We start from the raw sequence: 25,157 nt of genomic DNA, 5'->3' as shown, positions 1-25,157 counted from the left end.
GCGAGCGCGGTACGGATGGCAGGCGAGCAGGCGGACGGCGAGGAGCCCTACGACGACTTCGTCCACCTGCACGTGCACACGGACTACTCCATGCTCGATGGCGCGGGCAAGATCAAGAACTACGTGGCCGAGGCCAAGCGGCTGGGGCAGCGCGCCCTGGCCATCACCGACCACGGCTACATGTTCGGGGCCTATGAGTTCTACGCCGCGGCGAAGCAGGCCGGCATCAAGCCCATCATCGGGGTCGAGGCGTACATGACGCCGGGCACGTCCCGCTTCGACAAGACCCGTGTGTTCTGGGGCGACGAGTCCCAGCGCTCCGACGACGTCTCCGCCCGCGGCTCCTACACGCACATGACACTGCTGGCCCGCAATGACGAGGGACTGCACAATCTGATGCGCCTGGACTCCTACGCCTCACTGGAGGGGCAGTGGGGCAAGGCGCCGCGTATGGACCGTGAGCTGCTGTCGCGCTACGCGAGTGGGCTGATCGGCTCCACCGGGTGCCCATCCAGCGAGGTGCAGACCCGCCTGCGCCTGGGGCAGTGGGATGAGGCCCTGCGCGCTGCCGGCGAGCTGCAGGATATCTTCGGCAAGGACTACTTCTACGTCGAGCTGATGGACCACGGGCTGGACATCGAGCGACGCGTCATCAAGGACCTGCTGCGCATCTCGGAGATTCTGGATGCCCCCTTGCTGGCCACCAACGATTCGCACTACGTGCGGCCGGAGGACCGTACTGTGCAGGACGCGATGCTGTGTATCAACTCCGGCTCAGTGCTCTCGGATCCCGACCGCTTCAAGTTCGACGGTGACACCTACTACTTGCGCCCGGGCCGGGAGATGCGTGCCCTGTTCAAGGAGATGCCCCAGGCCTGCGACAATACGCTGCTGGTGGCCGAGCAGTGCAACGTCAGCTTCCAGACTATCGACGAGGGTGCGTCCTTCATGCCGGTCTTCCCCGTTCCCGAGGGGGAGACCATGGAGTCCTGGTTCATAAGCGAGTGCTGGAAGGGCATGGACCGCCGTTTCCACGGCAACATCCCCGATGAGTGCCGCAAGCAGGCCGAGTACGAGATCGACGTGATCGTGCAGATGGGCTTCCCCGGCTACTTCCTGGTGGTGGCCGACTACATCAACTGGGCTAAGGACCACGGCATCCGGGTGGGGCCGGGCCGCGGCTCCGGCGCCGGCTCGATGGTCGCCTACGCCATGGGCATTACCGAGCTCAACCCGCTGAACCACGGTCTGATCTTCGAGCGCTTCCTGAACCCCGAGCGCATCTCCATGCCGGATATCGACGTCGACTTCGACGAGCGCCGGCGCGATGAGGTCATCGAGTACGTCAAGCAGAAGTATGGGGACGACCGGGTCAGCCAGGTGGTCACCTACGGTGTCATCAAGGCCAAACAGTCCCTGAAGGACTCCTCCCGCGTGATGGGCTACCCCTACGCCGTCGGGGACCGCCTTACCAAGGCGATGCCGCCCACCATCATGGGCAAGGACATCACTATCAAGGGGATCTTCAACCCCGAGGACCCCCGCTACGGCGAGGCGCAGCAGTTCCGAGACCTGCACGCCGAGGACCCGGACGCGCAGAAGATCGTCGAGCTGGCCAGCGGGCTTGAGGGCATGACGCGCCAGTGGGGCGTACACGCCTGCGCGGTGATCATGTCCAGCCACACGCTCACCGACATCATCCCCATGATGCAGCGCCTGCAGGACGGTGCCTACATCACGCAGTTCGACTACCCGACGTGTGAGCACTTGGGCCTGTTGAAGATGGACTTCCTGGGCCTGCGCAACCTGACGGTTATCTCCGACGCGCTCGACAATATCGTCGCCAACGGTAAGGAGCCGCTGGATATCGACCACATCGAGCTGGATGACAAGGCCACTTACGAACTGCTCTCCCGCGGCGAGACGCTAGGCGTCTTCCAGCTGGATGGCGGCGGCATGCGCACCCTGCTGCGGCTGATGAAGCCGGACAACTTCGAGGACATCTCCGCCGTCGGCGCGCTATATCGCCCCGGGCCGATGGGTGCGGAGTCCCACACCAACTACGCCCTGCGCAAGAACGGCTTGCAGGAAATCACCCCGATTCACCCCGAGCTCAAGGAAGCCCTGGAGCCGATTCTGGGCACCACCTATGGCCTGATCGTCTACCAGGAGCAGGTCATGAAGATCGCCACCGACCTGGCGGGCTTCTCCATGGGCAAGGCCGACGCGCTGCGCAAGGCCATGGGCAAGAAGAAGATGGACATCCTGGAGAAGATGTTTGTCGAGTTCGAGGCCGGCATGGTGGAGCGGGGCTTCTCCAAGGAGTCCGTAAAGGCCCTGTGGGACGTGGTGGTGCCCTTCGCCAAGTACGCCTTCAACAAGGCGCACTCCGCGGCCTACGGCGTGGTCTCCTACTGGACTGCCTTCCTCAAGGCGCACTACCCGACCGAGTACATGGCGGCGCTGCTGACCTCCCAGAAGGACAACAAGGACAAGCTGGGCGTGTACTTGGGCGAGTGCCGCCACATGGGCATCAAGGTGTTGCCGCCGGACGTCAACGCCTCCCGCTCCCAGTTCTCCGCGGTCGGGGACGATGTTCGCTTCGGCCTGGGGGCGATCCGCAACGTCGGCGCCAACGTGGTGGACGCCATTGTGCAGGCCCGGGAGGAGAAGGGCGATTTCACCAGCTTCGAGGACTTTCTCGACAAGGTGCCGGCGGTCGTGTGCAACAAGCGCACCATTGACTCGCTGATCAAGGCCGGCGCCTTTGACACGCTCGGTAAGTCCCGGCGCGCCCTGCAGGCCTGCCATGAGGACTTCGTTGACGAGATCATCGGTGTCAAACGCAACGAGGCGGCTGGGCAGTTCGACTTGTTCGCCTCCGTCATGGGGGACGGTGGCGGCACCGCCGACGCCGGATTCGGCTCCGGCCCGGTGTTCTCCTCGGAGGTGCCGGACCTGCCCGAGTGGGACAAGAAGGACAAGCTCGCCTACGAGCGCGACATGCTCGGCCTGTACGTCTCCGATCACCCGCTGCTCGGGCTGGAAAGTGCCCTGGCCAAGCTGGCGGACACTGAGATCTCCGACCTGATTGAGGACGACGACCGGCCCGACGGCGCCATGGTCACCATTGCCGGCCTGATCACCTCGTTGACCCGCAAGACCACTAAGCAGGGCAACCTGTGGGCGATCGCCCAGATCGAGGACCTCGGTGGCAGCATCGAAGCCCTCTTCTTCCCCTCCACTTACCAGACTGTCTCCACGATGCTGGCGCCGGACACGGTGGTGACGCTACGCGGCCGCCTGAACCGCCGCGACGGTCAGGTCGCCCTGTACGTGCAGGAGATGACGGTGCCGGACGTGTCCAGCGCAACGCATGAGGCGGTTACGATCACGCTCCCGACCAACCGCTGCACCGGTCCGCTGGTCGAGCAGTTCAAGACGGTGCTGGAGAAGCATCCGGGCATGTCCACCGTACGGCTGACGCTGACGAGTCCTGGGCGTGAGGTACGCACGCAGCTGGACAACTCCCTGCGCGTGGAGGCCTCGGCAGCGTTCTACTCCGACATCAAGGCGCTGCTCGGACCCGGCTGCCTCAAGCGCTGACGCCCGTCCTGCTGAGAGGTTCCGCTGCCGCGGACCGTGGGTACGACGGCGGTCTGCTGCGACCCTTTGTGCTCTATTGCGAGCCTTTGCACCCTGGTGTACGACTAATTGCCGCACACCAGGGTGCAAAAGTTCGTACCATGCGGATTTTGCGTGTGTCAGTGGTACGTGGCTCCGTGAGCGCGACGGTTTTAAAGCCACAGGTCCCTCCGGCGTCGTGTCAGGCGTGCTACGGATGGTGGAAACAAGTCCACTAGACGGCGCCCGAGGGACTCTCGATCGTGCAGGTCGCGCCACTCGACGCGGTGAACCTGCCAGCGACCAGCATTGCGCAGCCGCATCTCCCGGTGCTTCTCATTGCGGACGTCCTCGGCGCTGCGATACTTGCCGTAGCCGTCGAATTCGAGCGCAATGCGATACTCGGGCCAGGCCAGGTCCAGAAAGTACTCGGTCATTTCGACGTCGTCGGCCCAACACTCCTGCACCCGTGGTTCCGGCAGACCAATGGCATGTGCCACCCCACGCAGCACGCTCTCGCCGGGAGACTCGGCCCTGGGGTCGGCGATGGCGACGACGGCCCGCGCCCGTTGCTTCCCTGCCCGCGCCCCCTGTGCCTCGACCATTTCGCGCAGCAGTTCCACGCCCTGGGCGGCGAGCAATTCTCCCTGGCAGCGACCCGTGAATCGGTCGGGTCTGCAAACGGCGCGCAGAGCCGAGTCGACCACGACAATCGCATCCAGCGCCGGCAAGTCGAAGGCGCAATCCAGAGCGGTCCGAAGCGGCGTCGTCACTCGCATGCCACTGACGACCTGCACCTCGCGTGGGGTAGGGGAGGTGGTGGATCGTATGGCGGACACACGTCGGCCCGGGTACTCGCCGGTGGGCTGCACATACGTTTGCGAGGGCAGGAGCTTGCGCGTGCGCGAATGGTTGCGTGGTACGGCGACCCGGATATCGGGCTCGGCGGTGGGAACGGCGATGCCTTGAACGACTGCAGCCGCCTCGTGCGTGAGACTGATGGCGGAGGGGTGAGCGTGCAGCACTGCTTGGCATCGTGCCAGAGTCACGTATTGCCGTTGCGACCACAGCGGTGCGGCCGAGTCCGGCGGCCGCGCGTAGGCACCGCGATCGATCGGGATCAAGTCGCTGCTGGCGTGCAAAGTGCGTCGGGTGCGCTCTGAGGTGAAGGTCATCGGGGGCATGGGCGGGGGCGCGGGGTAGGGCTGCATGAGACATAGCCTGGGACGGATTCCGGGGCCGCGGCGCCTGGGGTGTTAATGAGATGCGCGGGCGGTTGTTGCCAGGCTGATCTGTGGATGTCGGCGACGTCGGTCAGCCATCTGGCAGGAGTGGCCCGTCGCCCTGTTGCGACCCTTTGCACCCTGGTGTGCGGCAAATTCCCGCACACCAGGGTGCAAAGGCTCGAACCAGATGGAGAAGGCGTGTGGGCGGTGTGGCTTGCCGACTCTGACGGCGGTGGCCCTGGGACTCAGGAGGCGGACACCACGGCGCCCGCCGCACCCGTCGGCAGGTTCACGACGACGACGTCGCCGTCGGCCAGGCGGTGACCGCGCCGGGTCTCAACCGCGCCATTCACCGTGACGTCGCCGGACTGGACGGCTATACGCGCCTGCGAGCCGTCCTCGACGAGGCCGGCTAGCTTGAGGAACTGGCCGAGCTTGATCTCGCCGCGAATCTCGACGGTCGGAAGGGGCGCCTGGAAGGAAGCGGTACTCATACCCCTATCCTTGCAGCCGCGCAGGCGGCTACGGATCCGGGCGCAAACGACGGCACTCGGCCTGGTTGCGGCGGCGGTGCACCGGTTCACGCGGTGGGTTCGCGCAGCTGCCTAGTGATTTGCGAGTATGTATGCATGAAAGCGGCGGCGGGGCGGTCCTTGGGCCCAGGTCAACCGGGCTCCGCACCCGTCCCGGAGCTCGCCCTGACAGTGGGGGAACGCTACCCGGTGGGGGAGCGGATGCATACGCTTACACCCCGGCTGGCCAATGCGGTCGCGCGCTCACGTGAGGTGCTTGTTGACGCTGCGGCACACCGCGAGGTCGTGACCTACGGCGAACTCAGTGCGTTGATCGGAGGCGCGGTACTGCCCCGGCATATGGGGCCACTGCTGCACATGCTCGGTCATGACTGCGCTGCGCGTGGAGAGCCACAGCTTCCGGCGCTGGTTGTCAACCGCAGCACGGGAGAGGTGGGCACCCCCGACGACGCCTGGGCGGCGCCCGAGCGTGCCGCCTGCTGGGAGCACTGGGCGCGGGACTAACGCCGACCGCGACGGCCCCGGCTGGTTCCCGGACCGGTGCGTGGAGGGCGCCGGCACGGTGGAAGTCCGTGCGAGTCTCAGAAGACCTCGGCGGCAGTGCGCTGTAGCGGTAGGGCGGCGATGAAGCGCTCCAGGTAGCGTGCGTACTCCGCAACCTCCTCGGCACTGGGGGTGACGGTATGAACCTCCAGACCCGCGAAGATGCGGTGGTCCAGGTATTCCTCCAGGGTCATCCCCGCGCCGCCGAGCAGGAATCCGGCCAGCAGTGCCATCCCCCAGGCCCCGCCCTCGGCGGCAGCCTGCCCCACGGACACCGGAGTGTTGAAGGCTGCGGCGAGTACCCGCTGGGGAATTTCCGGAGTCTTGAATATGCCGCCGTGGGCGAACATCGAGTCGATCGGAACGTCCTCGCTCTGCTTGAGGATCTGCAGTCCGTAGGCCATGGAGGCGAAGGCGGCGAACAGGTGCGAGCGCATCAGGCCGGCCAGGGTCAGTGACGTCCCGGGCCGCCGCACCGTCAGCGGGCGGCCCTCCGGCAGGGAGACGATGGCGTCTCCGGACAGGAAGTTGTAGGACAGGACCCCGGCGTCATCCATATTCCCGGCGGCTGCGGCGCCCAGCAGGACGTCGAACAGCCGCCCGCGTTGGACGGGATGGCCGATGGCATCGGCGAACTGGGAGAATACCTCTACCCAGGCGTTCAGGTCCGAGGTGCAGTTGTTGGAGTGCGCCATGGCCACCGGCGCCCCGGCCGGGGTGGCCACCAGATCGATCTGCTCTACCAGGCTGCGCAGCGGCCGCTCCAGAACGATCATGGCGAATGCGCTGGTGCCCGCCGATACGTTGCCCGTGCGGGGGCGTACGGAGTTGGTTGCCACCATGCCGGTGCCGGCGTCCCCCTCCGGGGGCACAGCGGTATGCCGTGGCGGAGCGTTCCGGTGGGATCCAGCAGGCGTGCGCCTTGGGGGGTGAGGCGTCCGGCCTGCTGCCCGGCGGCCGCGACCTCGGGGAGGATGTCTGCCAGTTGCCAGGGCATCTTCACCAGATGATCGAAGTCCGCCAGCATGCCGACGTCGAAGCCTCGTCCGTCCGGCCCGATGGGGAACATCCCGGAGGACTCGCCCACACCTAGCACGTGCCTTCCAGTCAGGCGGTAGTGGACGTAGCCGGCCAGGGTGGTCAGGTGGGCGATGCGTCCGACGTGCTCCTCGCCGTGGGTGATGGCGTGGTGCAGGTGCGAGATCGACCAGCGCTGGGGGATGTTGAGCCCGAATAGCTGCGAAAGCGTGCGGGAGGAGTCCTGGGTGAAGGTGTTGCGCCAGGTTCGGAAGGGAACCAGCGGCTCGCCGCCCGCATCGAGGGGAAGGTAGCCGTGCATCATCCCGGAGACGCCGATCGCGCCCACCTCGGTGAGCGGAGCGCCGTGGCGCTCCTGGTAGCACCGCGCCAGCTCGCCATAGGCGCTTTGCAGGCCGGTGATGACTGCATCGATCGCGTAGGTCCATATGCCGTCAACCAGCTCGTTGTCCCAGGTGTGTCCGCCGTCGGCCAGTACGGAGCCGGAGGCGTCTACCAGCACGGCCTTGATCCGCGTGGAGCCGAGCTCAATGCCAAGGGCGGTGCTGGTCGGGTCGAGACTGGTGGCAGTGGTGTCTGGGGTCATGTGTTGCTCCGTTGCTCATTCACTTCAGGCGGTTGTCGCCTGCTCACCGCCGGGCGCATCCTCACGCCGGACGGTCGGCTGCAGAACTGATGATAGGCGCATTCACCCCTGAATGTGAACGTTCACTGTGGGTTGTGGGAACAGTCGGGTCGGGATGCGCAGGCGCGGCCCGTGAAGCGGGAGTCCAGTCGAGGCGCGACCACCGGTCCCGACGCCGCCCGGCGGCCCTTAAGACCTCCGGATTCGTGTCGTACCCCGGCGATACCGTGCCGCCATGACCAACTCCCGCTCGCCCGACTCCGCCGCCAGCGGTGCTGCCGCCGGCGGCAAGCACGAACCGCCCGGGCCGACGCCGGGGGTGCCCTGGCTGGTTGATGCCGGGCTGGTCCTGACCACTGCGCTGGTGACGCGAGCCGGCCCGCGCACCGCCTTTGTGCGAGTCTTCCCCCGCCAGGCGACTGCGGAGGTACGTAGTGTGGGCGAGGGGGCCGGATTCGTCCTGGAGCAGCCTTTGCCGCAGTCCGACTGGTTGGTCCTGACCGCAACCGGTGAGCGGACCGATGCCCTGGCCGATGCGCGTATAGGAGCGCTCGCTGATGCGCTCATCCGCTCCGGGCTGCGCGCCTTCGCCTACACAGGTGCGGGGCCGGATGGCAGCACGGGAACGCTGCCCGCAAGATGCTGCCGCGGACTGCGGCGGCTCGGGCATGAGCGACTAGAGGCTGAGGACGGCACCGTGTTCATGGAGGTGTCCCTGCACGATCCGCTGTTTGGCACTGATCTGGGCCCGCCCTCCGCGCAGACGGTGGTTTACGGGGCCGGTGAGGACCTGGCGCTGCTGCAGGAGGGCGCGGCGGAGCGGTTCGTCATAGAACCGGTACTTGAACTCGGGGGAGTCGCCGCGCTTCAGATCGAGCATGCGGAGGTGGCGGCGGGGCTGACCAGCCTGGAGGAGCTGGTGGCCGAACTCGATACCGCCCTTGGAGACTGTGGGCTGCAGGGGCCCATCCACATCGTCGACCGGCGGACGGAACCGCCAGGCGCCTGAGGCCGAAGCAGCTGCTCGCGCCTGTACCGGTGGCGGCCATCCCGCGCATGTCCCCTGGTGATCGCCCCGCTCATGTGCCCCGTCCGTGCGATGCTTGTTCCGCACGGCCGCTGCCGTGCGGCCGTGCAGCGAAGGAGCCACAGTGAATCCCGTGAACGCAGCCCCGAATCCAGCCCTGCTCCATCCGCAGCCGGCGACTACGCCGAGCCCGTGTTCACGCTGCACCCGCAACCGGATGGCCCCACCCTGGGAACCACCTCAGCCCCCATACTCGAGGCCGACGGCCACCTGTTCAAGGACCTGGCCCGCACCGGAGCGCTACTGCCCTACGAGGACTGGCGGCTTCCCGCCGCGGAGCGCGCCGCCGACCTCGCCTCCAGGATGAGCCTCGAGGCAATCGCGGGGCTGATGCTCTACTCGCCCCACCAGCCCGTTCCCAATCCGGGAGTCGGACCCTTCGCCGGCAGCTACGGCGGGCGCACCCGCCAGGAGGCGGGAGCGCCCGCCTGGGCGCTGACCGATCAGCAGCGCGCCATGCTCACCGCCGATCATATCCGTCACGTCCTGGCCTTCACCCTCCAGGACGCGGGCACGGCCGCCCGCTGGAACAACGCCCTGCAGGCCCTCGCGGAGTCCGAGCCGCTGGGCGTGCCGGTGAATACCTCCAGCGATCCCCGCAACGGTGCGGCCGATACCTCCGGCGCCGAGTTCGCCACCTTGGCCGCCGACGTCTCCCGCTGGCCGGAGGGACTGGGTATGGCGGCACTGTTCGATCCCGAGCGAGTGCGCCAGTACGCCGCAATCATCTCCCGCGAGTACCGCGCCCTGGGTATCACCACCGCGCTGGGTCCGCAGATTGACATCGCCACCGACCCGCGTTGGATGCGCCTGCAGGACACCTGGGGTCCGCATTCGGGCCTGGTGGCCGATTACGCCCGGGCCTACTGCGACGGTATGCAGACCACACCGACGAGTGGGGACGGTGCCGCATTCGGCATGACGGGTACCCCGGCCGACGCCGAACTGCCGGCGGTAGCCGCGGCCGCCAGCGACCCCGGCTGGGGCAGCGCCTCGGTGTCCGCCATGGTCAAGCACTGGCCCGGCGGCGGTACTGGGGAGGGCGGCCGCGACGCCCACTACGGCTTCGGCAAGTTCGCGGTGTATCCCGGCGGCAATGAGGCGGAGCACCTGCGTGCCTTCGAGGCCGCCTTCCACCTGCACGGGCCCACGGGCTGCGCCGGCGCCGTCATGCCCTACTACACGATCGCCTGGCACTACCGCACCCCGGACGGGCGGGTGGTCAATACCGGCGGCGACTCAACACCGCGCGCCAACTCCTACCACCGGGCAATCGTCCACGACATGCTGCGCGAGCGATCCGGCTTCGACGGGGTGGTGTGCACCGACTGGGGCATCACCGCCGATCCCGATCCTGAGATCGATCACTTCGGCCAGCGCTGCTACGGCGTGGAGGACCTGGACGTGGCCGACCGCCACCTGCTGGCCCTTGACAACGGTGTGGACCAGTTCGGCGGCAACAGCGACTGCGCGCCGATCATCGAGGCGTACCGGCGCCTGGCCCTTCGCGACGGCGAGGCTGCGGCGCGTGCCCGTTTCGAGGCCTCGGCCGCCCGCCTGCTGCGGGTGCTCTTCCGGGCGGGCCTGTTCGAGAACCCGTACCTGGATCCCGCTGACTCCAGCGCGGTCGTCGGCTGCGAGGCCTTTGCCACCGCGGCGTGCGCCGCTCAGCGTGACAGCCTGGTCCTGCTCAAGAACCACCGTGCCGCCGGTACCGCCGTCCTGCCGCTCGGGGCCGATGTGCGGCGCGTGTGGGTTCCCATCCGACACGTGGACGCTCAACCCGGCTTCATGCGCGGCGGTGAACCCGCGCGCGACATCGATCCCCTTGACGCCGCCGCCTGCCCCTACGAGCGGGTTACGGACCCCCAGGACGCCGACGCCGCCGTCGTCTTCATCGAGTCGCCCCTGTCCAATCCCTATTCGACGGCCGACCGCGAGGCCGGCGGCAATGGTTACTTGCCGCTGACGCTCCAGTACCGCCCCTACACCGCTGCCACGGCCCGTGCCCGCTCCCTGGCGGCGGGCGACTTCCGGGAGACCGGGGACCGGGCCTATCGCGGCAAGACCAACCGGGTCGCCAATGAAACCGACCTCGATGCGGTCCTTGCCGCCCGGGAGCTGATGGGGGACCGGCCCGTGATCGTGGTGGTGCGTATGCACAACCCGGCCGTGCTGGCCGAGCTGGAGCCCCACGCAGACGCGATTGTCGTCGACTTCGGCGTACAGCAGTCGGTGGTCTGGGAGCTGCTTGCCGGGGAGTACGAGCCCAGCGGCCTGCTGCCGATCACGTTGCCGGCGTCGATGGATGCGGTGGAGGCGCATTGCGAGGACCTGCCCTTCGACTACGCGGCCTACACCGACTCAGCCGGTAACGCTTACCGCTTCGGCTACGGCCTGAACTGGGCCGGGGCCATTAATGACGCGCGCACTCGTCGCTACCGGAGCCGGTAGGCTCCCACCATGCTGCTCAACCGCATCGACCTGCGCGACCCGAACCTGCCGACACGGGAACTGGCTGCGGCTCTGCCGCGCGCGGAACAGGATGTCACCGCCGCCCTTGAGTCCGTGGCCCCCACCATTGCGGACGTGCGGGAACGCGGCGCCGCCGCCCTGCGGGACGCTGCCGCGCGCTTCGACGGCGTGCGCCCGGTCCATCTGCGGGTGCCGGCGGCGGCCCTGCAAGAGGCGCTGGAGGGCCTGGACCCGCAGGTGCGCGAGGCGCTGGAGCTGGCCATCGCCCACAACCGCGCCGGGCACGCCGCCCAGCTGCCCACCGAGCGCGACACCGAGATCATCCCCGACGGTCACGTCATCCAGCGCTGGATTCCGGTGCGTCGGGTGGGTCTGTACGCTCCCGGTGGCCTGGCCGTCTACCCCAGCTCCGTGGTGATGAACGTGGTTGCTGCACAGGTGGCCGGTGTGGAGCAGATCGCCCTGGCCTCCCCGCCGCAGGCGGAGTTCGGCGGCCTGCCGCACCCCACGGTACTAGCCGCTTGCGCCCTGCTGGGGGTCACGGAGGTATACGCGGTCGGCGGCGCCCAGGCCGTCGCCATGTTCGCCTATGGAGCCGAGGCCGCAGACGACGTCGACCGGGCCGACTCCCTGGCGGGTGGGGAGGACGGGCGCACCCTGTGCGCGCCGGTCGATGTGGTGGCCGGGCCCGGAAACGTGTACGTGGCTGCCGCCAAGCGCGCCGTGCGCGGCGTGGTCGGCATCGATGCCGAGGCCGGCCCCACCGAGATCGCCATCATCGCCGACGCGGGGGCCAACCCCGAGTACGTCGCCGCCGACCTGCTCTCCCAGGCGGAGCACGACCCCAACGCCGGCTCCGTGCTGATCACCGACTCCGCGCCCCTGGCCGATGCCGTGGATACCGCGCTGGCTCGCCGCCTGGACGCCACCCGACACCGCGGGCGCGCCCAAACCGCCCTGACCGGAAAGCAGTCCGGCATCGTGCTGGTGCGTGACCTCGACCAGGCCGTGCAGGTCGCCGACGCCTACGCAGCTGAGCACCTGGAGATTCACGCGGCCGCAGCCGCCGCTCTGGCCCGCCGCATCCACAATGCCGGTGCCATCTTCGTCGGGCCCTACTCGCCGGTCCCGCTGGGCGACTACCTGGCCGGCTCCAACCACGTCCTGCCCACCGGCGGTACTGCGCGCTTCGCCGCCGGGCTGAGCGTTATGGCCTACCTCAAGCCCGTGCAGGTCATTGAGTACGGTGCCGACGCCCTGGCGGCCATGACCGCGCCGCTGTCCGCACTGGCCGAGTCCGAGGACCTGCCCGCTCACGGTGAGGCGGTCCGCGCTAGGCGCCGATGAATTAAAAAGCGCGGATTTGACGTGCGAATTTCTATGTCAATACGTGGATTAGTGTGGCTCATGCAATGCCATGGTGAGCGGCGGATCGAGTTGTGCCGGTCGCGCTGATATGAGGTATTTCGCGAAGGTAAATCCCGTCTGCCTGTGCTATCGTCTGAGCCAAGGGCCGGTGCGTCCTCTACGAGGCCCGCGCCGTCCTCTCCCTGACCCTTCTGTTCCTGACGAGTTGACATGCAGTACTCATTGTCCCTGGCCGTTCTCGGCCAATCGGATTCCGGCGTAGTCACTGGCTGGTTAGAGACTGTAGCCCGTGTCTTGCTTGATTCGGCGGGCTTCGGATTTCTTCTGATCGCCCTGCTCTTCCTGGCGCTGAATACCTATGGGGCGTGCGGGTCCGCTGCGGCGGCCGGCGCCCTGCGGTCGGGGGCGGTGCCTCGGGCCCGGAGGCGCTGCTGTCTGCCGAGCGGGCTCCCTCTGGAAGCGGCGGTGTAGGCGTATGACCCGGATTTATATGCCCGTGTACGCCGGGGACCTGCTGCGTAACCTGGACTTGGTTGGCTCTCTTAGCGCCCTTGCGATGGTGGTAGTGGCATTGAGCTATCTACTATTTCTCACGGGCGCTGCACGTAGCGCGGCCCGAGGTGGCGCCCGCGTGGACGCCTCCTCCCGCTCGGCAAAGGACGCCGACGTGCGGGCGCTGCAAATCGTGGTCCTGATGCCCTGCCTCAACGAGGAGTCCGTAATCGGTCCCTCAGTGAGTCGGCTCCTGACCGATCCCAGTCCCGAGTTGTCGGTCCTGGTCATCGACGACGGCTCCGACGACGCCACGAGTGAGATTGTCCGTGCGCTCGATGATCCACGTGTCGCCCTACTGCGCCGCGATCCCCCTGACGCCCGGCAGGGTAAGGGTGAAGCCCTGAACCAGGCTGTGACCGTAGTGCGAGAGCGATACCGGGAGCTGGACCCCGAGCAGGTCATCGTCGGCGTGGTAGACGCCGACGGTCACCTGGATCCCTCGGCCTGGCAGATCCTGCGCGACGCCTTCGCGACGAGGGACATCGGGGCGGTCCAGCTCGGAGTACGCATCTCCAATCGTAGTGCCTCCCTGCTGGCCCGTATGCAGGACATCGAGTTCGTGACCTTCACCGCGATATATCAGCAGGGGCGCCGCCGCCTCGGCAGTGTGGGCATGGGCGGTAACGCCCAATTCGTGCGGCTCTCCGCGCTCGACGCGCTGGGTACCAAGCCCTGGACGCGTTCCCTGACCGAGGACTTCGACCTGGGAATCCGGCTCAACGGCACCCGGTGGGTCAACGAGTACCGGGGCGAGGCCGCGGTACATCAGGAGGGTGTGACCTCCCTGCGGCGGCTTGTGCGCCAGCGCACGCGTTGGTTCCAAGGCAATCTGCAGGCGCGCGCACTGCTGGGGTTTGTAGCCCGCGAGCTGCGCGGACGTGCGCGCGCGGATACGCTCTGGCAGGTTCTGAGCCCGTACCTCCTGCTTGCTGGATCCCTGCTGCCGGCGTCCTTCCTGCTGATGCTGGTCCTCTTCGGCATGAACCTCGCCTGGGGCGTGCCGCAGTCGTGGGCGTGGGCGCCGAGTGCCTATCTGCTCGCCTTCGGGCCGTCATATCTGTACGCCCTCGTGTACTGGCGCCGAGTCCGGCAGGAGGGGACGGGGCCCTTGCGGTGCATAGCCTGGTGCCACGTGTTTGTGGTTTACGGTCTGCTGTCCGGTATCTACGGGTGGCGTGCGCTCGCACGCGAGCTCGTCGGCCGCTCGGGCTGGGCCAAGACCGCCCGCGAGGCGGCCCGCGCTCCAGGTGCCCTCGTCGGCCAGGCCGCTGCGGAGGCAGGGGCATGACCGGGGCAGTCGGCCCTAGGCGGCTAGGGCGCGCGGCAAGGCTTGTGGCCGTGCTGGTGGTAGTCGCGGTGGCCGCGACGCTGACCGCGGTCTGCTTCGCGAAGGAGGACAACCTGAACTGCTCCAGCTGGCGCCTGGTCTTTGACGGGTACGGTACCGCCGCCTGCGAGGGCCAGACGGTGCGGCTCAGCCCGGCTCCTGCCACCCGCCCCGATGAGACGCATGCCGGCCTGGCCACCTCAAGCGCCGTCTCGGTGGCGCAGGGGCGCGTGACGGGCCTGGAGGCGACACTGCGCACGCGCGCCCAGCTGCGCCGGGGAAGCTCGCCCAATCCGTGGGAGGTCGCCTGGCTGCTGTGGAGCTATCAGGACAATGACCACTTCTACGCGGTGGTGCTCAAGCCCAACGGGTGGGAGGTGTCCAAGCAGAATCCGGACTACCCCGGTAAGCAGCAGTTCCTGGCCTCTGGCAGCACGCCTAAATTCGCGGTGGGTGAGGCGCATAGACTGAAAATCAGAATTGACACCACTTCGGCCGGAGTAATGACTGCTGTGATTACTGTCGACGGCCGGGACCTGGTGACCGTAACAGACACCGATTCCCCCTATCTGCGCGGTTCGGTAGCTGCCTACACCGAAGACGCGACGGTCGATGTCACCGTAAGCCCGGCAACCCCCTGAAGCACCCGTACCGCTTACTTACGGGCAAGTCCCTGAATCACCTAAGGAGTGTAATGAACGCAGCCGCATCCACCGCTTCCGTCACCGGCGCGAGGCCACGGGTAATGCTCGTATACGGCACGCGGCCGGAGGCCATCAAGATGGCCCCGCTCGTGCGTGCCCTGCAGCACGACGAGCGCTTCGAGCCGATCGTGGTAGTTACCGGTCAGCACCGAGAAATGCTCGATCAGGTCAATGACTTCTTCGGCATCACGCCGGACACGGACCTGAATATCCACCGCCAGGGCCAGACCCTCACCCAGGTGACCGTCGGCACGCTCGAAGGGGTAGAGCGCGCCATTGAGGAGTACCAGCCGCATCTGCTCGCCGCGCAGGGTGACACCACCTCCGCCTTCGCGGCCGGGCTGGTCGGCTTCTACCACCACGTGCCGGTGGCTCACGTAGAGGCGGGCCTGCGCACAGGATCCATTGCCTCGCCGTTCCCTGAGGAGGCCAACCGGCGTCTGCTCTCGCAGATAGCCACGCTGCACCTGTGCCCCACGACCGTCGCCCGCGATAACCTTTTGCGGGAGAACGCCGACCCTGCCGCGGTGGTAGTCACCGGTAATACGGTCATCGACGCCCTCTTGCAGGCCGTGGAACAGCCGACGCCCTTCACCGACCCCGCGCTCTCACAAGCTACCGCCGATCCCGGACGACGCATAGTACTGGTGACTGCGCACCGCCGTGAGTCCTGGGGGCAGCCCATGCACAGCATCGGGCGGGCCGTCGCCCGTATCGCCCGCAGCCATCCTGCCGACGTGATCGTCCTGCCGGCCCACCGCAACCCGAAGGTGCGCGCGGCCCTGCTGCCCCACATCGAGGGCCTGGACAACGTAGTCGTCACCGAGCCGCTGCCGTACGGGCAGTTCTGCACGCTCATGAACCGGGCCCACCTGGTGCTTACGGACTCCGGCGGTGTGCAGGAGGAGGCGCCGGCGCTGTCCAAGCCGGTGCTCGTGATGCGCGAGAACACCGAGCGCCCTGAGGCCATCAGCTTCGGTGTCGCCAAGCTGGTAGGCACCGACGAGCAGGCCATCGTCGACTCCGTGGGACGCCTGCTGGACGACGCCGGCGCCTATGCCGGGATGGCCAGCGCCGCCAACCCCTATGGCGACGGACACGCCTGCGCCCGCACAGTTGCCGCCATGGCGGCGCTGACCGGTGTAGGTGAGCGCATCCCCGAGTTCAACCCCATCCGCCCCGCTGACAACACGCAGGAGGACTGAATGATTCGTCCGTCTCAGAAACGACGCCGCGGTGCCCTCCTGGGCATCGTGCTGGCGGGCGTCGTGGCCGCGCTGCCGGCTGCCGCCGCCCCGTCCGCTCCCGCCACCGCAGCCGAGCCGCCGGCCGCCGTCCCGGCCGAGGCCCCGGCGCTCGACGTCGCCCAGGAGGCTCCGGTCCAGGCGCCTCCGGAGCCGGCGGCGGCCGCGCAGCAGGTGCTGCCGCTCGTGCTCGCCGGCGAGGCTGAGGCCGAGGAGCTGGAGCAGCCCGTTGAGGCAGCCGCCGAGCCGCAGGTGCGTGACCTGCCGGCGGACGTGGCGCTGCCGGAATCAGCCCGCAGCTTCTCCACCGAGCAAGCCGGCCCCGCCCGTACGCTCGTACTGTTCGACTCCACCGGCCCCTACGCGCATCTCGGCGAGTACTACGCTCTGGGCATGGGGATGCTGGCCTCTCACTCCGGTACGGTGACGACCCTGCCGGTCACGGACTACGTCGCTGGCCTGGCCGGCTCCTACACCGCCGTGATCTACTCCGGCTCCACCTACGATGAGCCGCTGCCGCAGGCTTTCATCGACGATGTTCTGACCGGTGACGTGCCCGTATTGTGGTCCGGTTTCAACATCTGGCAGCTCGCGGCCGGCGCCGAGGGCCGCACCGCCTTCGCCGCCCGCTACGGGTGGGACGCCGCCGGCTCCTACATTGACTCGGCCGATACGGTGACCTCGGTGACCTACAACGGCCAGTCCCTGAGCCGCAACGCCTTGAATACGGGCGGAATCCTCGCCCCCCACATCACCACCCCCGAGGACGTCACGGTACTCGGCTCCGCCCAGTGCTCCGACGCCGCCGGCGCCGCCACCGACTGCGCCCAGGTCGCACAGTCGACAGGCAGCTCCTTCCCGTGGGCGGTCAAGTCCGCGAACCTCACCTACATCGGGGAGGTCCCCCTGTCCTACCTGGGGGAGACAGACCGGTACCTGGCCGCCGCCGACATCGTGCTGGACACCCTCCAGCCCGGCGCGGCCACCGTCCGGCAGGCGGCCGTACGCATCGAGGACGTAAGCCCCGCAACGACGGCCTCGGAGCTGCGCGCGATCGTCGACTACCTGGTCGGCGCGGCCGTGCCCTTCCAGATCGCGGTGGTGCCCGTGTACACCGACCCCAGTGGGGTGTACAACGACGGCGCACCGGAGACCCTCACCCTGGCTGACAACCCGGAGCTGGTCGAGGTTCTCAACCACGCCGTCGCCAACGGCGGCACGCTGATTCAGCACGGCACCCGCCACCAGTTCTCCAACCTCAGCAACCCCTACAACGCGGTGAGCACGGATGACTTCGAGTTCATCCGGTCCTGGTGCAGCGCCGTCAACGACAACTCCGCGCCGGTGGTCACCTGCCAGAACGACTCGTGGGTGCAGATCGGCGGTGACCTGCCGGGCACCGACGCGGACTGGGCCACCGCGCAAGTGCTCGAGGGCCGAGCCATCTTCACCCAGGTCGGCCTGCCCGAGCCCACCGTGTTCGAAACGCCGCACTACGCGGCCAGCGCGGCGGCCTACGCCGGCATCGGCAAGGTCTACCAGGTGCGCTACGAGCGCGAGCTCCTGCACGCCGGCCTGCTCACCGGCCGCTCCGGAGGGGACTTCGACTACTTCGGACAGTTCTTCCCCTATGCCGTGAATGACCCGTACGGCACGCACGTGCTGCCCGAGAACCTCGGCAACGTGGAATTGGAGGCGTACAACCAGCATCCGCCGCGCCTGCCCGCGGACCTCGTGGCTGCCGCACGCGCCAACCTGGTGGGTACGCACGCCACCGCCAGCTTCTTCTTCCACCCCTACTATGACGTGTCGCTGCTGCAGCAGGTCGTTGAGGGCATCCGGGCAGAGGGCTACACCTTCGTGCCCGCAACGGAGCTGAAGTGATGCTTGCTTCCGAGGCCTCCAGCCAGGCGGGGGATGACGTGGCCGCGTCCGAGGCGCCTGCCGATCCTCCCGCGCCGGCCCGGCCCCGCAGAGTATCCCGGCGGCGGGCCCTGGGCCTGCTCGTGGCGGGAGGTGTCGGCCTGGCTCTCGCGCCCCTTCCCCTGATAAAGCTGCAGGCCGCGCCAGGGGAGCCGCCCAGCACGGGCGCCCTGGCGCGGCTCGACGTCGCCGCCCCTGATGGTGAGCTCATGACCTTGAGTCAGCTGCTTGAGCGGCAGACCAACGGGGTGGGGGAGGAAGGACGCGATGACGCTCTGCTCGATACCGACACGCTCGAGCTGATCGAGCTCGCCCCCTTGCAAGCGCACGGGGAGTCCACTGCCTGCCTGGAGCTGCCTGCGGGCGGCCCCGCCTGTCTTAACCTGTCCTGGCCCACCAGCCACGGCTACTCGGCCCTGCTCGTGGACGTGCCGGGGCCCGGACGCTACGCCCTGGCCGAGCTAGCGGCGCGCAGCCTGCACAACGCCCAAGCGGATGCGGTGCGCAGCCTGCCGACCAGCGGAGCCGAGGCGGATACGGCCCAGGCGGTCAACCAGCTGCGTGCGCTCACCTCCCGGGCACTGGACGCGTGCGCGGCCGCGGGAACTCCCGTCGAGCGCGCCGCGCTCGCCAACGATGCGCTGGAGGCGGCGACCTCCGCCCAACTGGCCCTTGATGCGGCCGCCGCGGGCAGCGGGCCCGAGGACGCCATGCTCGGAGTGACCTTCACCGCCGCCCCGGACCCCGGTACGGCGGCCGAGGCGATAGCCCCGCTGGAGGAGGCCGGCCGGACCCGGCTGGTGCGTATCGTTGTTGCAGACACCGAGGACACTGCGGAGCTGGCGGAGTGGAGGCGGTGCGCCACGGAGTTGCATGACGCTGGTGTCCGCGTCATGGTGCAGGTCTGCGACTCCCAGGACCTGGCCGAGTACACCGAGGACGCGTGGAGGCGGAGGCTGGCGGCTCTGGTCGGCACCTTCCCCGACGCCGACGCCTGGGAGATCGGCAATGAGCTCGCCGCACAGTGGACCGGTCCGGATGCCGTTGCGCGGACGCTTGCCGCTGCGCGAGTCCTGGCCGAGACCCCCGCCACTGCCGCAGCCACGCGCGTGCTCACCCTGTACTACCAGCTCGGTCAGGGCACGGCCGCGGAGTCCGTCCTGTCCTGGGCCGCAGCCAACTTGCGGGGGAGCTGCTGGAGCTGACTGATGTGGTTGGGCTGTCCGTGTACCCGCAGTGGCATCCGCTGGGATCCGGCGCCCGGCGCGTCATGGAAACGCTGCGGCGGGTGGTGGGGGACAAGCAGACGGCGCTGACCGAACTGGGCTACGGCGCTGAAGACCTCGACGAGGGACCCTGGTGGTTCGGGTCAGCCGATGACGCCGAAGCGGGCCGGTCCGCCGTCGCCCAGCACCTTACGGCGGTCGCGCTGGGGCAGCCGCGCGCCTGGGCCGCGCCGCTGTGGTGGTACTACCTCCAGGATGAGGGGATCGTCTCCGCGGAAACCACCGCACCCGGGCAGCCCCCGAGCACCACTGGGCCGGGCGGCACCGGACCGGACTCCGGCACAGTGGCGCAAGACCTGGTCACTGCGGCGCGCATCGAGGACGGCGGCTGACAACAGGACTGTTGGCAGGCACTGGCTCAGTACTCAGCGCTGCGCTAGCACCAGGGGGTACACCCCGGCCGCCCCCGCCCGCCGCAGCAGCATGGCGCCGACGGTGAGCGTCCAGCCGGAGTCGGTCCAGTCATCCACCAGCACGACGTGACGGTTGTGTAAGCGCTCCAGGACCCGCGGTGGCCATTTCTCCAGTGTCAGGGAACGGACACTGTCCGCCAGCCGGAAGGCGGAGCCGACGTCGTGGCGCCCCGGCTCACCTCGCACCCCGATGACGCCCAGCGGAACGGCTCCCAGGTGATGCGCCAGCGCGTGCCCCAGGTGGCGTACAAGCCTTGGGCGCGTGCGCGAGTCAATGACGACTACCGCCAGCTCCTTCGGACCGACCTGCGCGTCGCCCTCCCCGGATACGGAAATCGCCTGGGCGGCGAGCCTGTCGGCGACCTCCAGCACGGGGGTGCGCAGGGAGGGCGGCACTTCGGAGTCGGCACCTGAGTCCAGCAGATCGCGCAGGGACGCGGACACGCCCAGCCCGTCCAGGCGGCCGACTGCCAGCCCCGGCTCCGCTCGGTCGGCCGCGGCGATAGCGCCCCTGAGCTCGGGGAGGCCCAGGCGGTCCATGCCGGCGGGCCAACGCCTGCGGGGCTCGATCGCAATGCCCACGCGTGCCATCGCTCGACGGGCGGCGGAAACCTCCTGCTCGGCCGGTACCTGCGGCAGGTCCAGCCCGCCGCACAGGTCGCAGGTGCCGCACCGCCAGTCGGCGGTCAGCTCCGGATCATCCAGTACCCGGCGAAGAAAGGCCATCCGGCAGTCGGGCGCGGACAAGGACTCATAACGCTCCATCAGCTCCTGCTCGGCGCGCCGCGCCCGCTCGACCCGCTCATACCGGGGCGCGTCATAGGCCCAGGGACGCCCGGTTGCCTGCCAGCCCCCAGGCACCCGCTGTACTGCGCCATCAACGTCAAGGACCTTGAGCATGGACTCCAGGCGGGCGCGGCGCAGCGGTACCACGGCCTCCAGCGTGTTCGTGCTGACGGGACGTCCGCCCGCCGCGCCGCCCCGGTCCAGCGCTGCCAGAACCTCCCGGACCGCATCCGGGGGAGGAAATCCCTGGGCGCCGAACCAGTCCCAAATGGCGCGGTCCTCGGCCCCCGGCAGGAGGATCACCTCCGCGCGCTCGACCCCGCGCCCCGCCCGGCCCACTTGCTGGTAGTAGGCCACTGGCGAGCTCGGTGCCCCAGGTGCACGACGAATGCCAAGTCCGGCTTGTCGAAGCCCATGCCGAGTGCGCTGGTGGCCACCAGCGCCTTTACCCGGTTGTCCCTGAGCTCCTCCTCCAGGCGCTCCCGCTCCGCGGAATCCGTGCGCCCCGTGTAGGCGGAGACCGCCATGCCTGCGTCACGTAATCGCTCGGCTACCTCTTCGGCCGCTGCGACCGTCAGGCAGTACACGATCCCGGATCCAGGCGTGCCCTGTAGGTAGCTGACCAGCCACGCCAGGCGGGAAGCGGCATCGGGTAGCTGCTGCACCCCCAGGTGCAGGGAATCGCGTGCAAGCGTGCCGCGCAGTACCAGCACGTCGCGGCCTGGCGCTGACGCTGCAGTGCCGTCCGCGGCAGTGTCCGCAGGGGACGCGGTGCTCAGCTGCTCGGCGATATCGGCGGTGACCCGGGCGTTGGCCGTCGCCGTGGTGGCCAGTACCGGCGTCCTGTGCGGCAGCTGCGACAGCAGGGTGCGGATGCGCCGGTAGTCGGGGCGGAAGTCGTGCCCCCAGTCGGAGATGCAGTGGGCCTCGTCAATCACCACCAGGGCGGCGTCTGCAGCCAGCCGGGGCAGGACCTCTTCCCGGAAGACGGGGTGGTTGAGCCGCTCGGGGGACACTAGCAGCAAGTCGACCTCGCCGCGTTGCACCTGCGCCTCGATCTCGGGCCACTGCGGGGCGTTGACCGAGTTCATGGTCAGGGCGTTGATACCGGCGCGCTGCGCGGCTGCAACTTGATCACGCATGAGTGCTAGTAGCGGGGAGACGATCACTGTTGCTCCGGCAGCCTCCCGCGCCGGCCACGGGGAGCGGAGTACCCGGCCGCCAGTCGGCCCAACCCTCGCGTAGTAACACGGTTGCTATAAAGTAGACAGCAGACTTGCCCCAGCCGGTGCGTTGCACTACTAGCGCGCGCCGGCGCTGCACCACCAGCGCCTCGACGGCGCGCAACTGGTCCGTACGCAACTGCGCGTCCGCCCGGCCGACCAGGTCCCGCAGCACCGCCTCGGCGCGCTCGCGGATCGGGCTGGCGGGAGCGGCGTTTGTGGCGGGCTGGTTCATGGCCGCAACGCTAGCCCGGCGCACCGACGCGAACCCGCTCTGCGCGATTGGTTCCGCCGATGCGTATCCACTCGGGTTGACTCCGCTGCTCCGGTAAGATAACGTTCCGGCATACTAAGTTTGGTGCCGCGTCGTTCGCCCAGGCGTCGGGCCTCCGCCCGCCAGTCACATACGGTGCTTGCCACTTTCCTTCCCGAGGAGTTGCCGCATGTCCACGTCTTCATCACAGTTTAGGCCGACCCCGGAGTCCCTGTCGGCCGCAGGCGTCAGTCGGCGTCGACTTCTGGCGTGGGGCGGCTCCGCAGTGCTGGCCGGCGTGCTGGCGGCCTGCAGCCTGACCGGGCGTGACGACGGCGAGGACGCCGACGCCGCAGGCGCAGACGTCGTCGGCGCGGCCGCACAGGCTTCGGCGGCCGGAACGGCCCTGCCCTTTACCGGCGAGCTGCCCGTACTCGGTTCCCAGGAGGTGGAGCTGAGCAACGGGTATGCAGCCGAGGAGCCGGCGCGCGTGGACCTCAATGCCGTCACAGTTACCGGGGGCTTCACGGTTGTCACCTTCTCGGTAACCTGCCTCTCGCCGGATGATGAAGACCACGAAGGCCTTTACATGAGCTCTGAATTCAGTAGCCCCGGTGGGGCCGGAACCACCTCGGGAGTGATGCTCATCGACTCCCTGAACCAGAAGACTTACGAGACGGCCCGCAACACCGACGGCGAGCGATTGTGCTCCCAGCCCGGCAGGATCCGCCCGGGTGATACTGCGATCTACTACAACATGTACGCGCCCCTGCCTGAGAATGTGAAGACTGTCACGGTGTCAATTCCCGGCCTGCAGCTGTTCACGGACGTGGCGGTGACGCGATGAACCGCCGTGCCCTGTATGCCGCCCGGCTCGCGGGCGCGGCGGGGACCGTGATGCTGGTGGGAGCAGCGGTGGTCGCGACCAACTCCCAGCCCACGGCGCTGGCCGCCTCTGCGACGCCGAGCGCGACGGAGCCCGCGACGGCAACCCGGTACGTCGACCCCGGGGTCTTGCCGGGCGCCGGGGAGAACATCGACGCTCCTGCATACTCCATCGAGTTGCGGAGCTTCGACATTGAGGCCCCGATCGGGGCCCTGGACGGTGCGGCCTCGGTGGTGGAGCGGGGGGACCGGACCACCACGACGTTGTCTAGCGACATCAACTTCGAGACGGACTCCGCGGACCTTACCGACCGCGCCCACGAGGTACTCGACGAGCTCATCGAGGACTGGGAGGATGATCCGCCCGCCACGGTGACGATTGTCGGGCACACCGACTCGGTGGACGAGGACGCCTATAACCAGGACTTGTCTGAGCGCCGAGCCCAGGCGGTCAAGACGTATATCAGCGCCCGGCTGCCCGAACTTGAGATCACCGCGGAGGGCAAGGGGGAGTCCGAGCCAATTGCTGCGGAGACCAACGAGGACGGCACCGTGTCGGAGGAGGGCCGGGCGGCCAACCGCCGCGTGGAGATCGTCGCCGAGCGCTAGGACCCGGACGCCCTCCCGGCAGGCCGACTGGCCAGTGCGGCGCAAGCGGCGCTGACACGCCGAGAGTGCGGGGACGGCGCGGGGAACTTGGTAGGGTGTTGCCGCACCATCCAGAGCGGCTGAGAGACCTGGCTCGTTGACGCCGCAGCAACCACGCCGTCGGCATGCGTCCGGCGGTGCGGTGCTCCCGCCAGGACCGATGGAAGGACCTGAAATGGCCAAGCAAATCCGCACCACCCATGTTGGCTCCCTGCCCCGCACCGAGGCACTGCTGGAGGCGAATGCAGCACACGCGGCCGGCACGCTCGACGACGCCGGACTCGCGGCGGTCGTCGCCGAGCAGACCGACGCTGTCGTCGCCCGTCAGGCCGAGATCGGCCTGACGATCGTCAACGACGGCGAATACGGTCACGCCATGACCGAGAAGGTCGACTACGGGGCCTGGTGGTCATATTCCTTCAGCCGCTTCAGCGGCCTGGAGCTGCTCGACCAGCTGCCCGAGCGCAAGCCCACCCCGGCCGGCAAGCTCGAGCTGGATGCCATGACCGACCGCCGCGACTGGGTCGCCTACGCCGACGCCTACTCCGACCCCACCTCCGGCATCCACCTGGCCACTCGGCGCCCCTGGGTGTTCCCGGTGGTGACCGGCGAGATCCGCTACACCGGTCAGGACGTCGTCGCCCGCGACATTGCCGCACTCACCCGCGCGCTCGAGGGGGCCGGCAAGCCGCTGAGCGAAGGCTTCGTGGCCTCCGTCTCCCCGGCCTCGGCGGCACGCGTCGGCAACTACTACTACGAGGACGACGAGGCGGCCGTATGGGCCTGGGCCGAGGCCCTGCGCGAGGAGTACCGGGCGATCACCGATGCCGGGCTCACGGTCCAGATCGACGCCCCTGACCTGGCCGAGTCCTGGGACCAGTTCGTCACCGAGCCGTCCCTGGAGGACTACCGCCGCTTCTCCGCCGTGCGCATCGAGGCTCTCAACCACGCCCTGGAGGGCATTGACCCCGCCCAGGTCCGCTACCACGTGTGCTGGGGCTCCTGGCACGGGCCGCACTCCACCGACCTCGGCTTCGACAAGATCGTCGACCTGGCCCTGTCGGTGAACGCCAACGGGCTGAGCTTCGAGGCCGCTAACGTACGCCACGAGCACGAGTGGAAGATCTGGCAGGACACCGCGCTTCCCGACGGCAAGTACCTGATCCCGGGCGTCGTCTCCCACGCCACCAACGTGCTGGAGCACCCCGAGCTCGTTGCCGACCGCATCGAGCGCTTTGCCCGGCTGGTCGGCCCCGAGCGCGTGGTCGCCTCCACCGACTGCGGCCTGGGCGGACGCGTGCACGCCCACATCGCCTGGTCCAAGCTCGCCTCCCTGACCGAGGGCGCCCGGCTGGCGTCCGCGCGTTTCTGAGGCTGCTTCCACGGCCGCA

Annotated in this window: 18 protein-coding genes, 1 pseudogene and 1 riboswitch; of the genes and pseudogenes, 14 read left to right on the top strand and 5 right to left on the bottom strand. The window is 68.5% G+C overall.

The window, feature by feature from the left end:
* The first annotated feature begins 15 nt into the window (after positions 1-15).
* Positions 16-3,606: a DNA polymerase III subunit alpha gene (gene dnaE, locus CWT12_RS07745; protein ID WP_161925369.1), complete on the top strand. Its 3,591-nt coding sequence runs from the start codon at positions 16-18 to the stop codon at positions 3,604-3,606.
* Positions 3,607-3,797: 191 nt separating this feature from the next.
* Here dnaE and CWT12_RS07740 read toward each other — a convergent pair whose 3' ends face one another.
* Positions 3,798-4,649, bottom strand: coding sequence for a hypothetical protein (locus tag CWT12_RS07740; protein WP_161924350.1), 852 nt, complete (start codon positions 4,647-4,649; stop codon positions 3,798-3,800).
* Positions 4,650-5,095: 446 nt separating this feature from the next.
* The gene (locus tag CWT12_RS07735; RefSeq protein WP_161924349.1) at positions 5,096-5,344 is read right to left on the bottom strand and encodes an RNA-binding S4 domain-containing protein; all 249 of its coding nucleotides are present in this window, start codon (positions 5,342-5,344) and stop codon (positions 5,096-5,098) included.
* Positions 5,345-5,479: 135 nt separating this feature from the next.
* Here CWT12_RS07735 and CWT12_RS07730 point away from each other — a divergent pair, with 135 nt between their 5' ends.
* Positions 5,480-5,887 carry a hypothetical protein gene (locus CWT12_RS07730; RefSeq protein WP_442862525.1) on the top strand — a complete coding sequence of 136 codons (408 nt, stop codon included), beginning with the start codon at positions 5,480-5,482 and terminating at the stop codon, positions 5,885-5,887.
* A 77-nt stretch (positions 5,888-5,964) separates the two neighbouring features.
* Here CWT12_RS07730 and CWT12_RS14555 read toward each other — a convergent pair whose 3' ends face one another.
* Both CWT12_RS14555 and CWT12_RS14550 read right to left on the bottom strand, forming a co-directional pair.
* Complete coding sequence (locus CWT12_RS14555; protein ID WP_337247886.1) at positions 5,965-6,702, bottom strand: FGGY-family carbohydrate kinase; 738 nt, start codon at positions 6,700-6,702, stop codon at positions 5,965-5,967.
* Positions 6,699-7,550, bottom strand: a complete 852-nt coding sequence (locus tag CWT12_RS14550; RefSeq protein WP_337247885.1) for an FGGY family carbohydrate kinase — start codon at positions 7,548-7,550, stop codon at positions 6,699-6,701. The genes CWT12_RS14555 and CWT12_RS14550 overlap by 4 nt, the downstream gene beginning before the upstream one ends.
* Before the next feature lie 274 nt (positions 7,551-7,824).
* Between CWT12_RS14550 and CWT12_RS07720 the strand changes: the two genes are divergently transcribed.
* The 9 genes from CWT12_RS07720 (at position 7,825) to CWT12_RS07680 (ending at position 19,890) form a co-directional block, all read left to right on the top strand.
* Positions 7,825-8,598: a hypothetical protein gene (locus CWT12_RS07720; RefSeq protein ID WP_161924348.1), complete on the top strand. Its 774-nt coding sequence runs from the start codon at positions 7,825-7,827 to the stop codon at positions 8,596-8,598.
* A gap of 123 nt (positions 8,599-8,721) precedes the next feature.
* Positions 8,722-11,130, top strand: coding sequence for a glycoside hydrolase family 3 N-terminal domain-containing protein (locus CWT12_RS07715; protein WP_237564086.1), 2,409 nt, complete (start codon positions 8,722-8,724; stop codon positions 11,128-11,130).
* Positions 11,131-11,142: 12 nt separating this feature from the next.
* A complete protein-coding gene (hisD, locus tag CWT12_RS07710) occupies positions 11,143-12,498 on the top strand; it encodes a histidinol dehydrogenase (RefSeq protein ID WP_161925366.1) in 1,356 nt (451 codons plus the stop codon).
* Positions 12,499-12,994: 496 nt separating this feature from the next.
* A complete protein-coding gene (locus CWT12_RS07705; RefSeq protein WP_237564085.1) occupies positions 12,995-14,362 on the top strand; it encodes a glycosyltransferase family 2 protein in 1,368 nt (455 codons plus the stop codon).
* On the top strand, positions 14,359-15,042 hold the full coding sequence (locus tag CWT12_RS07700; protein ID WP_161924347.1) for a hypothetical protein: 684 nt from the start codon (positions 14,359-14,361) through the stop codon (positions 15,040-15,042). The genes CWT12_RS07705 and CWT12_RS07700 overlap by 4 nt, the downstream gene beginning before the upstream one ends.
* Positions 15,043-15,095: 53 nt before the next feature.
* On the top strand, positions 15,096-16,310 hold the full coding sequence (gene wecB, locus CWT12_RS07695) for a non-hydrolyzing UDP-N-acetylglucosamine 2-epimerase (protein ID WP_237564084.1): 1,215 nt from the start codon (positions 15,096-15,098) through the stop codon (positions 16,308-16,310).
* Positions 16,311-18,233 (top strand): DUF2334 domain-containing protein, encoded by a 1,923-nt coding sequence (locus CWT12_RS07690; protein WP_161924346.1) that lies wholly within the window; start codon positions 16,311-16,313, stop codon positions 18,231-18,233.
* Positions 18,233-19,477, top strand: a complete 1,245-nt coding sequence (locus tag CWT12_RS07685; RefSeq protein WP_161924345.1) for a Tat pathway signal sequence — start codon at positions 18,233-18,235, stop codon at positions 19,475-19,477. The genes CWT12_RS07690 and CWT12_RS07685 overlap by 1 nt, the downstream gene beginning before the upstream one ends.
* Positions 19,478-19,482: 5 nt before the next feature.
* The gene (locus tag CWT12_RS07680) at positions 19,483-19,890 is read left to right on the top strand and encodes a hypothetical protein (RefSeq protein ID WP_161924344.1); all 408 of its coding nucleotides are present in this window, start codon (positions 19,483-19,485) and stop codon (positions 19,888-19,890) included.
* A gap of 33 nt (positions 19,891-19,923) precedes the next feature.
* On the opposite strand, the pseudogene CWT12_RS07675 reads toward CWT12_RS07680, so the two are convergent.
* Positions 19,924-22,215, bottom strand: a pseudogene (locus CWT12_RS07675) (RecQ family ATP-dependent DNA helicase).
* Between the two features lie 208 nt (positions 22,216-22,423).
* On the opposite strand from CWT12_RS07675, the gene CWT12_RS07670 reads away from it, so the two are divergent.
* From CWT12_RS07670 to CWT12_RS07660, 3 genes are all read left to right on the top strand, one after another.
* Positions 22,424-23,080, top strand: a complete 657-nt coding sequence (locus tag CWT12_RS07670) for a hypothetical protein (RefSeq protein WP_161924343.1) — start codon at positions 22,424-22,426, stop codon at positions 23,078-23,080.
* Positions 23,077-23,727, top strand: coding sequence for an OmpA family protein (locus CWT12_RS07665; protein WP_202616172.1), 651 nt, complete (start codon positions 23,077-23,079; stop codon positions 23,725-23,727). The genes CWT12_RS07670 and CWT12_RS07665 overlap by 4 nt, the downstream gene beginning before the upstream one ends.
* 103 nt (positions 23,728-23,830) lie before the next feature.
* Positions 23,831-23,933: riboswitch (SAM riboswitch) on the top strand.
* 8 nt (positions 23,934-23,941) lie between these two features.
* Entirely contained in the window at positions 23,942-25,138 is a 1,197-nt protein-coding gene (locus CWT12_RS07660) for a cobalamin-independent methionine synthase II family protein (protein WP_161924342.1), read from the top strand.
* Positions 25,139-25,157 lie beyond the last annotated feature (19 nt).

The organism is Actinomyces sp. 432 (assembly GCF_009930875.1).
In the GTDB taxonomy this organism is placed as follows: Bacteria; Actinomycetota; Actinomycetes; order Actinomycetales; family Actinomycetaceae; genus Actinomyces.
The sequence above is the reverse complement of the archived record's forward strand: the minus strand, read 5'-3'. Positions and strand labels throughout refer to the sequence as shown.